Here is a 15,332-nt window from a genome sequence, read left to right on the forward strand (position 1 = left end):
CTCATTGGCTCTGCTTCCGACTCCCCCACAGGCTGCGAAACGTTCCCAGCCGCGTTAAGGCTACGTCGACGAGGAAGGCCAAGACCAAAGCCAGCAGGATCCACGGCCGCAGCGACACCCGCTGCAGCTGGGGCGGATGCGCCCAAGCGTCGCTCAAATCCAGCACCTCTCTCCCTCCGCTTTCCTTCGAGAGCGCCCCCAGATTTTGAATACGCTGCAAATCCGTGCGCCACTCCTCGTCGCTGCCCACGAAAAACGGTCCCACCGGATACGCGCTATCGCCCAGCCTCACCGCGCCGCGGACCGGGACGTTAACCGTCAAAGCGCTGCTCAATTGCAAATGGCCTGGCTCCACTCGCTCCCAAACCACGGAACGCGTCCTATCCCCTTCCGCCAGCTTCACCAACGGAATCTGGCGACTCACTACATCCGCCCGACTTTCGTCATAAAATAGGTCCAGAACCAGCCGGTCCCCGTCTACCCTCGACTCCACGCTCACGCCCTCCAGCTGACGGCTACCGCTGAGCCAACGGCAAAGCGTCTGGGCGAAGTCCCCGTACTCCTCCCAGGCCAAGGCCCGCCAGGCGTGCTCGCCTCCCATGGCGAAGGTGACCGCCGCCACTCGCCCCACTCCCTTTTGCCAGTAGGCCACCAGCGGGGCCTTGTACTCGTCCTCCGACGCCAAAGCCATGGTCGCCCCCTCCTGCAAGTAGGAAAGATTGTACCCCTGCACCAAAGGCAGCCAATCGACCATCTCGCCCCCCAGCTCCAACCAGCCCGCAGTCGACAGCGTTCCAGTTTCCTCTTCGATAAACGCCGACCGGGCAATCGCCACCGTCTCCTGCGTAAACAGAGCCGGCAGATCCGCCGCGTTCGTATTGAAAAAGATGCGACCGCCTCCCAGTTCCGCGATATGCTTGAGAAGCTTCGCATCCGGGTCCGTCGATTCGCCAAGGGCAATCACACTGATGGAAGTCTTTTTCGCCACCATCTCCTCGATCAAGGCTTCATACTCTCCAGGCATCTCCGAATCGCGGGCGTCGGAAAACAAGATCATGTGCCGCTGCCCCGCCTGGCTTTGCTCCAGCTCCTTCCATCCTGCCGCCAGTCCTTCGTAGACATAGATGCCGCCACCCATGCTGTCGACGCGACGCACTAGATCCAGGACCTGCGAGCGATTCGAGTGCACATCCGTGAGCGGCACCACCACGTGAGCTTCCGTATCCACCGCTAAATACGCGATCGCGTCCTGCCTCCCCAACATGCCGACCGCCTGAGCCACCCCGGCATTGGCCAAATCGATCTTACGCATGCCCGGGGCCCCTTCGACTCCTGCCCCCATGCTCCCCGAGCGGTCAACCACCACGCACAACGCTACCGCCAGCTTCTTGTGGTCCTGCTTCAACTCCATGGAAACCGGGATCAAGGGCTCCACCGGCGAACCATAGTAACCTCCGGATCCGAAACTCGCCGGACCGCCCAACATCAAAAGCCCTCCGCCCTGCTCCTGCACGAAAAAGTCCAAGGCCTTCAGAAAGTCCTGCGGTATCTGGTTAGCGGATACGTTGTTGATCACCACCGCGCTCACTCCGGAAAGGCTGCGCACGTCCAGGGCCGACAAATCCGTAGCCCGCTCCACCGAAAAACCGCCACGCCGCAAAACCTGCTCCACCGCATCCTGCGCGAAGTTCGAAAGCAGCAGCACCCGATTCGGTCCCGCTACCTGCACCCAGCGCGTCATGCGATCGTTGCCCGACACCTGATCGCCCTCGCCATCGATCTTCACCGAATAGGCAACCGAACTCGCTCGCTCCACCCGATCGAAAAACCGCAAATCGCGACGCCCCTCCCTCAGCTCCGTCGTTCCGCTATGTATCGCCTTGTCGTTACGGAAAACCGTGTAGCGAACCGCCGCATCGCGACTCCCCTCGATTCGCGCATCGATGGCGAAGGCCTCGTTTACCTTCACCCCATCAGGCAGCTGCAAGCGGCTTACCTGAAAGTCCGTTTGCACCCGCTTAGAAGACAATCGAAAATCGAAGGGAATTCCCGCTTCCACCATGGCGTCCGCCACCCCTTCCAAAGAATCCGTATAGTATCCATCGCTCAACAACAGTGCCTTGCTGGCGCGATCCTCATCCCTCAGCATCAACACCTGCCGCAACGCCAAGCCGAGCTTGGACTGGTTTCGATCCTCCAGCACAAAACTCGATTCGCTCGCGGAACGCGCCCTTGCCTCCGTGGCGAAATCCACGATTCGCAACCGGTCGTGCTCGCCCTGGCTCTTCCCTAAAATCGTTTCCCACTCGCCGAGGTTCGCTTCCGTCCACTCCCGCACCGACTCGGACCGATCAACCAAAACCCAAAGGTCAATTCCCTTCACCTTCAAACGCAGCTGAGGGTCCACCAAGGCCGCCACCAGCAGCAAACAACAGGCAATCCGCCAGGGCTTCGCCAGCCCAAGCGATGCGAACTGCCAGCCGAGCACCGCATAGAGCGGTACCAGCAAAACCCATTCTATATTCGGAAACGCCATATCAAAGATTCTCCCGATGACAAGCAGCCCACGCCGCCAGCATCACACCTCCCAAGCACAACAACCAAAACGACGAATAAAAGTCGTCGTCGTAATACGCCTCCACCACCCTCGAATCAAAAGCATCGTAGTCGAATTCCGTATACGCATCGCTGAAGTTCGATTCGCGCACATCCGCGAACCGAGCCGCCCCCCTCAACAAAACATTTCCCGCCTGCTCGACTTCGAAGAAGCGAGCCTCCAAGGGAGCTCTCGCCTGCGAGCTCACAGTTCTTGTAACCGTATCCGTTTCGCCAACACGCCACTCTCTCATCACCGCTCCCGATTCGGGAGATAAAGGCAAATCGAGGACCTGCCCCACATCGCAATTAACCGCTTCGAAAACGGGCTTCCGCTTCCTCAAGCTATCGAAATGCCGCCCCACCAAAAGCACGAAGGCCGGCAATCGATCGAGATTCGAAGCGCCCAACTCGAAATTGAACACCAACGCCTCTCCCCTCAGAAAAATCAAAGCCTCGCTATCCATCCAGAGCAGAACTTGATCCCCTGCCGCAAACGCCTCCCGCAGCCCGCCCTTCAGGTAAAGGCCTTCCCAGGACAAGCCCGCGTTGTAACGGTGATTGCTGGGGACCTTCACTCCACTAGCGATCTTCGCCTCCTCTGCGCCACCGCTCTCCACGAAATAGATCCCTGCTTTGGATGCACTCGAAAGCTGCCCAGGCGGCAAGCTGGCCATCTCCAAGTCCGCCCGCTCCCGCTCGGCAGTCACTCGGCTACTGGCCATGCTCCCCGCCAAACGCTTGAAAAGAGCCGCGTTGCCATCCCCTTCCTCAATCCAAACCGAAAGCCCCTTAGCCTGCTCCACCACGATCGGCGCATAGTCGTCCAGCTCGAAGGCATCTCCGGATAGGGCCACGCCGACCGCGGACTCGCCCGCCGGAAAACGCCCCTCCAACACCAGCGACTTACCCGCCGCAATCTCGATCGACTGGCTCGGGCTCCGTCCGCCCTCGAACTCCAGCCACCAATCCCGCGTCGCCGTTTCCCGACCGTAATTCCCCACGATCGCTCGCCAGTAGTCCACCGAGTCGCGCTGAAAAACCCGAACGCCTGCCACCCCGACATTCTCAAGCGGCTTCCCCACCAGCAAGGACTCCACTCCGTCCGGCAGGTCCGTCGCGGGCCGATCGCTCACAAAAACTACGAAACCGTCGCGGCCGACTAGCTCCCTCGCATCCCCCAATCGAGCCGCAGGGGAATGGCTCGCCGCCCGCGGCTGCCAAGACTCCAGCGCCGATCGCAAGTCCGCCAGGCTCCGCCCCCGATAAAGCGCTCCTCCTAGGCCGGCGCTCTCCAGCAAGTAAAACTCCGTTGCCGGCAGCCGCTTCTCTAGCGTCGAGCCCAATCGCCCCAACTCCCGCTCCGCCTCTTCGCGAAAGGCCGCCATCGACGCCGACGAATCCAAGACGAACGCAACTTTCCCCACCGCCTGCGAGTTCGCCCAACGGGGTTCCGACAAAAGCCAACACAGCAAGAGCAAGCCGATCAGTTGCAGCCAAAAGGAAGCCGAATGCCGCCACTTGTCCCACAGATTGCCCGCCTCTCGGTTCACCGCGCTCTTGTCCACAAGAAACAACGTATTCACAATACTCCTACGCGTCTGCCGACGAAAGAAGTGCAGATACACCAAAGGAGGAATCGCCAGCAAGGCCAAGAGGCCCAGAGGGTTTGCCAAATACAAATTCATACCGCGATCAATCCGCTCGCGACTCCCGCACGTCCCAACTGCGCCGCCAAGGCCAAATCATCCTTCACGCTCAGCAACGCCACCGCATTGCGACGAGCATAGTCGTTCCAAAGCGAGAAATGCTTTTCGTAGTTCAAACGATACGCCTCCAATAGCGATTGATCGCAATACAAGATCCGCTCCCGCTTCGTTTCGCTGTCCACCAACTTCATGCCTCCATTCCACGAAGGATTTTCCTCTTCCTGCGAATACACCCGCACAATCGCCTTCCAAGACGCGCCCATGCCGAAGCGAGGCAACAATTCGTTAGGCATTCCTGGATACAATAGATCCGAAACCAGGATACGGGCCGACTGCGGACGCCACGGGATCGACTCGAACTTCGGCAAAAGCCCCTTCGCCTCGCCCTCAGCCCACTTCAGCCAACGCCCTCCCAAAACCGATTCCATGCTCAAGGGCCGACACGCATTCTCGTCGACCGCGTAACACTTGAGCGCTCCTCCCTGCTCGACCACGCTCTCCGCGCAAAAGTAGAACAAGGCCAAAGCCGCCCCCAACTTCTCGGGCGCGACGCACATCGAAAGCGAACAATCGAAGACCAGGTCAACCGCCGGGCTCACCTCGTCCCGATACAGTTTCATCGTGTATTCGCCTGAGCGGGCATAGGCTTGCCAATTGATATAGCGGGGATCGTCTCCGACCGCGTAGGGACGGTGATCCTGAAAGTCCACCGAACTCCCGATCCCCACACCGAGCCAGTTCCCGTTCGCCCCCGATACCTTCGGCTGTCGCAAGTTCAATCGATACCGCCGCGCCAGGCCGGCGCCCTGCGTACGCCGCTCCTCCAAAAAACAATCTCGCTCCTTCGCATCCATCGGCATGCTTACCTCTCGCTCGAACGCGAACGATTGATCTCCGCCGCCTTCGCTTCCAACGCATCATAGCGGCTCCAATAGCGCTGTCCCGCAAGCAGTACCAGCACCACAACTACAAACTGTCCGATGGCCGACACGTACTGATGGGCTTCGAAGTTCCCAGCCCCAGTATTGATAGCTCCAAAAAAGGCGTAAATTATGGCGCTGCTTGGAAGGAAGGAAGTCCACGGCGTCACATCGACCCCGAAATAGACTTTCACCACCCCAAAGGCAAAGGCCATCAGCACAAGCCCCACATTGATCACCACCACCTTCGAAACCGCCCAATCCGTTTCGTGCTTCTGGAAGAGCGCCCTCACCAAACAAACTTGGAAGGGAATCGTCGCCAAGGCCGACATAACATACGAAATCTCCTTCGCGTCTTTCATCGATATATCCGCGAGGTCAAACTCAGCCGCAACAAAGAGGCCAACGTTGAACAACAACAGCAGAATAGCAGCGTAAACGGCACCACTCACCCAACCGGGATAGAAAAGGTAGCGACCCGCCCAGCGGCCGATTCTCCCAAAGCGCACGTAGCGCCGATACGGCCCGGGCACCATTACCGGCCCATCCATCAAGGCAAACCACGGCACCACCAAAACCGCCACCATGGAAGCCGCCAAGCAAAACTCCGGAAAGAAATCGAGCAGGATCAGTCCCATCGGAACCAGCAGCATCATCAAGCCGAGGAAACGAAGTACGAAGGAGTGCCCATCCACCCGCGAGCCGACTCGCGCCGCTCCCACTTCCAGCATGAACACCATCAGGACGCCACCGATCCCCAGCAGCAAGATCAAGCCCTCCCAACCGAGCAATGCCATTCCACCGCGCAACATCGAATGATAAAGCCCCACTCCCCCAAAAAACAGGGTGAGCAAGATCCCCACGAAAAAGAGCGACTTGAAATGGTTGGTCCCGTATCCCGATGCCCCAACCGATACGCCAAGAATTAGCAGCGAACCCACCATCATAAACAATAGCAGCAAGCTTTCCTCCACCACATCGCTACCGGAAACGAAATGGTAGAGAACAATATAAGGTAATACGGATACTCCGACCAGCAGGATATACAGAGCCTGGTACGCCCACTTGCCCCAAACAATCCCGCGAGCTCCTAGGCCCGTCATCCGGATCAGCTCGATGGTGCCGCCCTGCCTCTCGGAGGAGATCGCGTTGATGCTCGTCAAGGGAACGAGGAACAGGAAATACGCGCCCAACATGAACCAGAACACGCCGCGTTCGATCAGGAACGAGTTCGGATGCCCTTGGCTGAGCGTCGCCATCTGAGCCAGCGTCACGAAGGCCATCACCGCATGCACGCCATAAAACTGAGCCAAGAACCCCCAGCCGTTCAAGCCCTGGCGTATTTCCTTCGCCACTACAGAAGGCACATAGGAGTCGATGCTCCTCACTATTCGCTCGATCATGATCCTACCTTCCTTTCTCCCGCTACCTTTAGGTGATGTATAAATGCCTCCTCCAGCTTGCGCTCCGTTTTGCGGAATCCCACGATCGGGATATCGTCCGCGATCAAGCCGCGCAGCAACTCCCGTCGCCCAAGCTCCGCAAGATCGATCGACACGAAACAGGTTTTTCCAAGCTCCCTATCCACCTGCACCGCTGGATGCGAATGCAGCCAGGCCAAAAGCGTTGCAGGGTCGCCCTCCGTTTCGATCTCCACCAACAAACGCTCCTCGGATTGCCCCTTCAGGTCGTCCGACTTGCCTTGGAAAAGGATCTTTCCATCCTCGATGAACAGCAGGCTATCGCAGACCTCGTCGAGCTCGGAAAGGATGTGAGAGCTGATGAACAGAGTCTTGCCCATCGACGCCAGCAAGCGCACCAACCGCTTCAACTCCACCCGCGCCTTCGGGTCCAAGCCCGCCGCCGGTTCGTCGAGGATCAACACCGCGGGGTCGTTCAACAAAGTGCGGGCCAAGCTCAGGCGCTGGCTCTGCCCCTTCGACAAGGTGAAGACCGGGCTCTGGGCGATCCGGTCCAACTCCGTAAACTCGCTCACCTCTCGCAGCCGCTTCCGCCGCTGCTCTCCCTTCAGTCCATAAGCCCGAGCGAAGAAATCCAAGTACTCCCTCACGTCTAGATTCCGGTACTTTCCGAACGCGTCCGGCATCCAGCCGAGGCTCCGCCGCACCTCCGCCGCCTGGGAAACCACATCGTAGCCCATCACCCGCACCGTCCCCGCATCGGGAACGTCCAAGGTCGACAAAATCCGCATGGTCGTGGTCTTGCCCGCGCCATTGGCGCCGATGAAGCCAACCACCTTGCCGCGTTCCACCGAGAAAGAGATTCCATCCACCGCCTTGAGCGAGCCAAAGTTACGCTCAAGGTTCTCCACCCAGATCGCTGGTTCCACGTCCTGATTCGTATCCAAATTCATCCTACTTTCCCTCCTTTCCGGAAACGACCACTCGCCCGAGAGCCAAGTGCCCGCCGTCTTCCCAAGCCACCGAGCCCAAGGTATCCCATGCGGGAGTAGGGCCGTTCTTCAACTCGCCAAAGAAGACCTGCTTTCCTCGCAGCTGGCGCTCCATCATCTTCGCGTAAAGCTTGGCTGCCTTTCCTGCAGCGAGCTGCGTCCGGTGCCCTTTCACCTCCTGAGCATCGATGGGAACAAGCGTCTTGGTTTCTCCCAAAGACAAACTCTCCGCGTACCAGTAGCGCTCATCCTTATCCTTGAAGACAAAGGGTTCCAGCGTCCCCTTAACTCGAGAGCTCACCACCACCGCGCCGCCCGCGCCCGAACTCTCTAGCCTTATCTGCTCCCGAGAGGACTCCGTCCATGCGATCAAATGGGAATTCTTGGAGCGGGACACGAACCAGTCTCCCCCACGGGCGCCCTCCTCGACCTCGAAGCGCTTGCGGGAACCGCCGGGAATAAAGAAACGCTCTACATGGGCCTTTCCCGGGACCTCGAAAGATCGATCGAAAATCATGCCCACCTGCGATCCCTGCGACTGGATCCGCAACGCTTGATTCGCCTCTCCTCCAAACACCGACATGCGAAATCGCTCCCCTTCGCCGCCCACGCCGTCACGCAAAAGCGAATACAAGCCTATCAGGGTCAGGCACGCTACCACGATCAAAGGAGTCGTCAGAAAAATCCGGTAGCGCCGCCGCCCGCGGCAGAATACCATTAGGTTCACCGGCCCCACCAATACGATGAAACACATGAGCACCACATAGTAGCCGCCCGCGCTGGCGAATTCCTCGAAAGCGTATCCTAAAACGCCCGACACGCTTTGCTTGTTGAGCGGAAACGAACCTTCCTTGCCCACCTCGTTCGCAACGAAGCTGTAGCCTCCCGCGATCGGACCAACCTGCACTCTTCCCAAGCCGTAGAAGCAAACGCCCCTCTCGAAATCATCACGCTCCAATTCTTGGATACCCTTGCGGCTCGACCAAGACCAGTCCGGAAGCGTCAGCACGCCCCCAGCCCTCACCCAGTTCATCAAAGCCTGCAGCTGCAACGGATTCAGGGAGACCAGCTCGTTCGTCGACAAAACGATCAAGCCAAATCCCCAGTAGCCCCGCCAGTCCGCCACCATGGTGGTCGGCTGCAACTCCACTAGCTGGATCTCGTAGCGCTCATGCGGCGGCACGTACCCTTTGCTTTCCTCGAAATAGCGCTCCGGCAAAAACGGCTTCACCTGCTTCCCGTACCCCACGATGTCCACCCCATTCCTGCCGGACAGCGACGAAAGCAAGGAATCGAAATCGGTCTTTCCCGAGGAATAGCAGTTAAAGGTTCGCTCTTCGTTCGGCCCCACCAACCTTCCGCGCACCGTCACCGACGAGTAGCCATAATAATAGCCTTGGTTTCGCACCGCCTCGAAATCGACAAGGCTTGGCGTCGGCACCAATACGACAAAGGTCTCCATGGCCTTGGCAGGGACTTCGAACTGTCTCGAAAAGTCCAATACGGAACCGCGGTTCTCGTCGATGCTGCTACTTGCCACCAATCCCCACTTCTGAGGTCGATCCGTCTTGTTTTGCAGACGAACCTGCAAGGGCAGATAGCCTCCCATCACCACTTCGTCGTACAAACGCGACACCGTCCCGCTCAGCTCCTCGTTGTCGATCTTAGCGATTTGCGACTGGGCCGCCGCAAAGGGAACGACGCTCGCAACAAATACGAGCAGACTTAGAAATTTCCGTATCATGATACCCCTTACAGCTTAGCGGACTTCAGCGAACCGGGCACCTCCACTCCATCCGGAGAGATCTCCTCCAACAGCATCTTCACCACCGACTCGCCCGAGATCCCTTCGACCTTGGCTTGGTAGTCCATCACGATGCGATGCTGCAGGGCTGCGCTGGCTAGAGCTTGCACGTCCTCGAAATTCGCATACACACGGCCATTCAGCAAAGCCCTCGCCCGAGCCGAAGCGGCCAAGCTGATCGCCGCTCGCGGACTACAACCGAAACGCACTCCGCTCGCCGCCTGCGACATCCCCGCATGCGTCGCCTCCACCAAGCGGGCGATATAGCTCACCACCTCCGGCGGCAAAAAGACCTCGCGCGTCATCGAGCTGGCCTCCAACAAGTCCTCCCGGGTCATCACTTGGGAAACGGAAACCTCCCCGCCCAGGTCTCGGTGCTGTACTATCTTTTCAATGACAGAGCGATCTCCTCGCTCCATCTGAAGCTTAAAGAGGAAACGGTCGATCTGCGCTTCCGGCAGCGGATAGGTCCCCTCCAGCTCGATCGGGTTCTGCGTCGCGAATACGAAAAACGGATCCGGCAAAGCGTGGCTCGTTCCAAACACCGAAACGCTGCGTTCCTGCATCGCCTCCAAAAGCGCCGACTGCGTCTTGGGCGAAGCTCGATTGATTTCATCCGCCAATAGCAGTTCCGCAAAAAGCGGCCCCTTCTGGAAAACGAAAGTTCGCTCGCCGGTCGGCGACTCCTGCAGCACCGGATTGCCCGTGATGTCCCCCGGCAACAGGTCCGGCGTGAACTGCACGCGATTCTGCTTCAGCTGGATCGCCTTGGACAGTCCCTTCACCAGCTCCGTCTTGCCCAGACCCGGCAGTCCTTCCAAGAGCACATGGCCCCGAGCCAAGAGGGCTACCACGACCAACTCCACCGTCTTCTCCTGCCCGAAAAGCACTTGGTTCAGAGCTCCGGTCAGAGCCTTCAATTTCGTCTGGATCGCCTGCACGCGGGCTTCCGTGATAGGGGTTGGGGTACTTGCGCTACTCATTGCCAAAATAGTTCTTCAATAAAATCTGTTCCTTGGGGCGCGAACGAGTCTGCCAAACCGCGGAGCCGCCTTGGCCCACGTTGTGAGCTCGATCGCCCGCCTGCATTCCGCGCGCCTCCGGCTCGAAATCCTCGATCCTCACCTCGCTCGTGAATGCCGTATCCCCTAAAATCGCTCGCTCGCGATCGTCGTTCGAAATCCCCTCTAGATTCCCCGCTAATTCCGGACTGGCTTCTTCGCTAACCGTCAAGGGCGTCGGACCGCCTTCGCCATCCCTGCCGTTGCCAGCTTCGGGACGCGTATCCGATTCCGAATACATCGGGCCCATCTCGTAGCGTGGCATTCCCATGCCTTGCCGCACCGTCTGCGCACCTTCCTGCATCCGGTCCAGCATGTCCTGCAAGGTTTGCGGATCCACCGAGCTTTGGCCCGACTCCGCCATCTCGCTCAAGGTCTTCATCAAGTCCTCCCGCAAGGCGAGCGTTCCAAGATCCAAATTTTCGATACTCTTGCTCAGCTCCCGCATGTCCCGCTCGCTGAGCATCCCCTCGCCCGCGCTGCTCAAGCGCGAAGCGCTCTGCATCGCCATGTCCAGCGACTCCAAAAACTGCAGCGTCGAATCCTTGGACTGCTCCGCCAAGAAGTCCGTCGCCTCCAAGCTCCCATCCGAAAACCAATCCTCCCGCGGCTGATCCACCAAGGAGTCGAGCTGCTCCTCGAAGCTCGCAAGGCTCTCCTCCTCCACCAAGTCGCTGGCCTCCATCACGCTCAGCCACTCCTCCATCTCCGCCCACGCATTAGGCCCCGCTACGATCTCCAACTGGGAACGCTTCACATACTTCTCGATCGGCAGAAACAAGCCGACCGCTAAAAAGAGCAAGGAAAGCAACAAGCTCCCGTGTATCCGATTGAAGGAGACACGAAAAACCGCCTCCCCTTTGCCAGCCACTGGCGGCCAGGAAACCGCTCCGCGACTCGCCGCGTAGAGAGCTCCCTGCAAGCCGCGAGCTCGGTCCAAGCAAGCCAAGGCCTTGTCGGAACCGATGAACCTCGAGCGAGAACGAACGTAGCCGACAACGCCGAAGAGCAAAACGCCCAAAGCGTATCCCCAGTAAAACCAAGCCCCCAAGTCGAACCAACGCCGCAGCAACAACACCGCCACCACAACCGCGCAATTGAATCCCAGCCAAAGCGGAAGCGTCCGGTCGAGCCACCACCACAAGTTGACCCAGCGAGCGAGCGAACGCGCCTCCTTGCGCCAATATGATCCAACTTCAGCTACCACCACGCAAAGCTAGGTGTTCGCACTTAATAGTAAATTAAAAACGGCGCAATCTATCCGCAGGGATACGAAGTCAAATCTCTGGCCAGCTTCATGCGGTCCATTACAGCCGTCCATAGCGAGCATCAGCTAGCCTATAAACGACCTCTGCAACGCCAAGGCAGGCCGTATAAAGTTGCTACCAACCTGATCTCAGAGTACCCTATTTTGTTCAACAAAGGAGGGACTATGAATAATCGATTCAGCCAAGCCGCTGCTTTGCTCGCTCTTTTTCTCATGACCGCGTGCGGCAGCCAAGTAAACTCACCACAAGGATTCAGGCTTCCCAAAGGGGATCCCGACGCGGGCCGACAGGCCTTCGTAGCAGTCGGTTGCATGCAGTGCCACACCGTCTTCAAAGACAGCTTGCCAGAGCCCGAGATGCCACGAGCTCTCACCGTGCAGCTGGGAGGCGAAGTGCCGCGCGTAAAAACCTACGCCCAACTCGTCACCTCGATCATCTATCCCTCGCACGCGACCACAGACAGCAACGCCGTCAGCCAATCGCCCATGCCCGATCTCACCGAAAACCTCACGGTACGCCAGCTCGTCGATATCACCCAGTATCTACAACCCAAATACAAGGTTGTCCTGCCCGACTACTCTCACGACGGCATGTATCACCCCTAGGCCAAACAAGAGCACGCGCACAGCGTTCGAATTGAGACGAAGCGCCCTCAAGCGCTTCCGCTTTGACACGTCCGTACCGAGGACAAGTCTATTGCACGATAGATGCGAACCCTCGACATTGCTCCCCTCATCCTAGCCCAGCGCGGCGACCTGATCGCGCTGAACAAGCCCTACGACTGGCCCACCACCGGCCGCTCGCTGCAGGACGACGACTGCGTGCAGTACCACATGATGCAACACTTCGGCCAAATGGTCTGGGCCGTGCACCAGCTCGACGCCGACACCTCCGGCCTCTGCCTCTTCTCGCTCGACAAACAACTCGTCACCGACCTGCAGGCCATCTGGCGGGATCCCGCCATGCGCAAAGACTACCTCTGCATCGTAAAAGGCGAACCAGCCTGGGACCGCATCGACGAAGAATCCCCCATCGGCAAAGTCGACGAGCGCAGCCTCGGCGTCACCCCAGACGGCAAACCCGCCCACACCCGCTTCCACCTCCTGCAACGCAATAACGGATACGCCCTCCTACAAGCCCAGCTCTTCACCGGCCGCACCCACCAGATCCGCATCCACCTTTCCCACCTCGGACATCCGCTGCTCGGCGAAGAATGGTACACCGCCCCGCCTTGCACCCTCCACCCTCGCCAAGCCCTGCACGCCACCCGCATCCATTTTCCCGATACCGCTCCCCTCGACACCAAGGAATTCTCCGCCCCGCTGGCCAACGACCTGCAGCAGCTCATGCAACGACTCGGCCTCTCCCTGCCCCAGACCTAGCCTGGCCCGAACCCAAGTTCCCAAACTTCAGTTTACCCCCAAGATCTCGATCTCGAAGGTCACCGTCGCGTAGGGCGGCACCTGCCCGTAACGCCCCTTGTCCTTGTAGGCGAACTGAGACGGGATCGCCACCAGGTACCTCCCGCCGCTTTGCATGCGCGGCAAGGCGATTTCCCAGCCCTGGATCACCTGACGCGGCTCCGCCCCCACTTCGAACCGATAGGTATGCCAGCGCCCCGTCTTCTGATTAAAAATGCTCCCGTCCAAAAGCCGTCCCGTGTAGATTGCTTCCACCCGGTCGCCCTTCTCGATCCTCTCACCCTCGCCCGCCTCCAGCTCCAAGAAGCGCACTCCTCCTTTCAGCACGGCCGCCCCCGGCATTATGGCCTCCACCTGCTCCGCATGAGCCGGCGGCATGTAGTCCAAGTCCAGAACCTCGCTCTGGCCGAGCGCCTCAAAACAAACAAATAGCGCCAAAAATGAAGACAGGATTTTCATTCCTCGACCCCTAGCAAACCCCATACCAAGAGAAATTCCGAGAAGCGAGGACCGAGCCGGAGCCTTCCCATCAGCCCTCCAGCTTGCCTAGAATCCACTTCAGGAGCCCCTCGAGCTCGTCGCGTCCCAGCGACTGCTGCAGCGGATGCCCGGAGGGCGTGCCAGCCAGCGGGAAAAACGCGGTCGTGCATAAGGCGATCCAACGGGCCTCCGCCTTCGAATTCTCCACTTTCAGGCCAGCCTCCTTGGCCTCGCCCAGGATGACCGCCACGGTTTCGATGAACCTCTCCTGGGCCAGCCGCGGCGCTTCGGGAGCATGCGCCAAAACCGCCTCCGCCAGCTCCACCGGCCCCTGGCTGTTCTGACCAAAGGGTTGCCACATGTCGTAAAACCCGAGCACGTAATCCAGCAGCTTCCGCTTCGCCCCGCGGCGCGTGCCCAGCACCTCCGCCACGAACGCATCGTGCCGTTCCGCGAACGCCAAAGCCACCCGCCGCACAATCGCAGCCTTGTCCTTGTAGTACAAATACACCGTCCCGACCGCGACGCCCGCCCCACGAGCGATATCCTGCATCGTCGTCCCCCGCACGCCTCGCTCCAGAAACAACGCAATCGCCGCCTCCACCAGCTTGCCGTCCTTGTCTCCCGTTCTCGGCCGGGCCATCAACGACGACGCCCCCTGCGCGAAAGGAACAACGGGAAACTGAAGGCCAAGCTGCCCAAAAAGGACAACGCCAAGTAAAGCCACACCTTACCCCAAGAACCGGTCGTCTTGAACACGTACCAGAGAAACAATCCCAACAACAGCATAGCCTCGATCATGAAGGCCAAGGAAACCGGATTCCGCAGGGCCTCCGCATTCAGTTCCGGCTGCGTGGCGGCATAATACAAATAAAGGCCGTTCGGCCCCACCAAGGCCAGCAAAGCGACCCCCAACAAGACCTTCCTCTGCGATGGCGTCGGCTCAAAAGAGTTTTTATGAATATCCATAACCGAATATTCATAATAGAAAATTCATTTTTGCAAGCCGTCAGTCCACGCACCCGCACTCCCACGGACTTATTCGACCTCCGCCGCAACCCTAACCCTGCATCAGCTCCCGCCACTTGCGGGCCATCCTCAGCATCGACTCCTCGGTGGTGTAGTCGCTCAGCTTGTCGAGCTCCACCCAGGCCAGGTCCAGCGACTCCTCGCTCACCGCAAAGGCGTCCGAACCGACCGCTTGCAGGGCGAAGCGCACATCGTAGTGATAATGCTCGGGATCGCTCTTGCGGGCGGGAATCAAATGGATGTCGATATCGAAAATCTCGTCGTTCACGAAGCGCAGCTCCGCTAGCCCCGACTCTTCCCGAGCCTCCGCCATCGCCACCTTGGCCACATCCGTCTCGCCGTCCGCGTGCCCGCCGAGCTGGAACCACTGCCCCAGCTTGCGGTGATGCGTCAGCAGCACATGGGTGCCGGCCGTATTCACGATCCAAGCCGAGCCCGTCACGTGCCCCTCCTGCAAGCTGCGTTCGAAGCAGTCTGGATTTCTGGATACGAACTCGAGATAACGCTCGCAGGTCGCGCTCTCGTCTGGCCAACGGGAGCGATAGGTTTCTAGGAGAGCGATCAAGGGCTGCCTTCTCATACGGCAACCCTACTCGCGAATCGTCGCCAATCAGTCAATACGCGATATCGCG

14 protein-coding genes are annotated in these 15,332 nt (G+C 59.2%); 2 read left to right on the top strand and 12 right to left on the bottom strand.

Translation table 11 applies throughout. From position 1 onward, the window contains the following. Position 1: 1 nt before the first annotated feature. Genes QEH57_RS18255 through QEH57_RS18290 form a run of 8 tightly spaced genes read right to left on the bottom strand, consistent with a single transcriptional unit; the run spans position 2 to position 11,712 of the window. Entirely contained in the window at positions 2-2,536 is a 2,535-nt protein-coding gene (locus QEH57_RS18255; protein ID WP_309008213.1) for a VWA domain-containing protein, read from the bottom strand. A 1-nt stretch (position 2,537) separates the two neighbouring features. Further along, the gene (locus QEH57_RS18260; RefSeq protein WP_309008214.1) at positions 2,538-4,283 is read right to left on the bottom strand and encodes a BatA domain-containing protein; all 1,746 of its coding nucleotides are present in this window, start codon (positions 4,281-4,283) and stop codon (positions 2,538-2,540) included. Continuing rightward, complete coding sequence (locus tag QEH57_RS18265; protein ID WP_309008215.1) at positions 4,280-5,164, bottom strand: DUF58 domain-containing protein; 885 nt, start codon at positions 5,162-5,164, stop codon at positions 4,280-4,282. Before QEH57_RS18265 ends, QEH57_RS18260 begins: the two co-directional genes overlap by 4 nt. Before the next feature lie 2 nt (positions 5,165-5,166). Continuing rightward, positions 5,167-6,627 carry a hypothetical protein gene (locus QEH57_RS18270; protein WP_309008216.1) on the bottom strand — a complete coding sequence of 487 codons (1,461 nt, stop codon included), beginning with the start codon at positions 6,625-6,627 and terminating at the stop codon, positions 5,167-5,169. Then, positions 6,624-7,598, bottom strand: a complete 975-nt coding sequence (locus QEH57_RS18275; protein WP_309008217.1) for an ABC transporter ATP-binding protein — start codon at positions 7,596-7,598, stop codon at positions 6,624-6,626. The genes QEH57_RS18270 and QEH57_RS18275 overlap by 4 nt, the downstream gene beginning before the upstream one ends. A gap of 1 nt (position 7,599) precedes the next feature. Continuing rightward, positions 7,600-9,381 (bottom strand): hypothetical protein, encoded by a 1,782-nt coding sequence (locus QEH57_RS18280; protein ID WP_309008218.1) that lies wholly within the window; start codon positions 9,379-9,381, stop codon positions 7,600-7,602. 8 nt (positions 9,382-9,389) lie between these two features. Beyond that, positions 9,390-10,424 carry a MoxR family ATPase gene (locus tag QEH57_RS18285; RefSeq protein ID WP_309008219.1) on the bottom strand — a complete coding sequence of 345 codons (1,035 nt, stop codon included), beginning with the start codon at positions 10,422-10,424 and terminating at the stop codon, positions 9,390-9,392. Continuing rightward, positions 10,417-11,712 carry a hypothetical protein gene (locus QEH57_RS18290; protein ID WP_309008220.1) on the bottom strand — a complete coding sequence of 432 codons (1,296 nt, stop codon included), beginning with the start codon at positions 11,710-11,712 and terminating at the stop codon, positions 10,417-10,419. The genes QEH57_RS18285 and QEH57_RS18290 overlap by 8 nt, the downstream gene beginning before the upstream one ends. Positions 11,713-11,934: 222 nt before the next feature. Between QEH57_RS18290 and QEH57_RS18295 the strand changes: the two genes are divergently transcribed. Continuing rightward, positions 11,935-12,375, top strand: coding sequence for a c-type cytochrome (locus QEH57_RS18295; RefSeq protein ID WP_309008221.1), 441 nt, complete (start codon positions 11,935-11,937; stop codon positions 12,373-12,375). A gap of 102 nt (positions 12,376-12,477) precedes the next feature. Further along, a complete protein-coding gene (locus tag QEH57_RS18300) occupies positions 12,478-13,152 on the top strand; it encodes an RNA pseudouridine synthase (protein ID WP_309008222.1) in 675 nt (224 codons plus the stop codon). Between the two features lie 27 nt (positions 13,153-13,179). Here the strand turns inward: QEH57_RS18300 and QEH57_RS18305 are convergent, their stop codons facing one another. From QEH57_RS18305 to QEH57_RS18320, 4 genes are all read right to left on the bottom strand, one after another. Then, positions 13,180-13,650, bottom strand: a complete 471-nt coding sequence (locus tag QEH57_RS18305; protein WP_309008223.1) for an FKBP-type peptidyl-prolyl cis-trans isomerase — start codon at positions 13,648-13,650, stop codon at positions 13,180-13,182. A gap of 70 nt (positions 13,651-13,720) precedes the next feature. Next, a complete protein-coding gene (locus QEH57_RS18310) occupies positions 13,721-14,314 on the bottom strand; it encodes a TetR/AcrR family transcriptional regulator (protein WP_309008224.1) in 594 nt (197 codons plus the stop codon). Then, entirely contained in the window at positions 14,314-14,640 is a 327-nt protein-coding gene (locus tag QEH57_RS18315) for a hypothetical protein (protein WP_309008225.1), read from the bottom strand. Before QEH57_RS18315 ends, QEH57_RS18310 begins: the two co-directional genes overlap by 1 nt. Before the next feature lie 91 nt (positions 14,641-14,731). Next, positions 14,732-15,280: an NUDIX hydrolase gene (locus QEH57_RS18320; protein ID WP_309008226.1), complete on the bottom strand. Its 549-nt coding sequence runs from the start codon at positions 15,278-15,280 to the stop codon at positions 14,732-14,734. Between the last annotated feature and the right edge of the window lie 52 nt (positions 15,281-15,332).

The organism is Pelagicoccus sp. SDUM812005 (genome assembly GCF_031127875.1).
Taxonomy (GTDB): domain Bacteria; phylum Verrucomicrobiota; class Verrucomicrobiia; order Opitutales; family Opitutaceae; genus Pelagicoccus.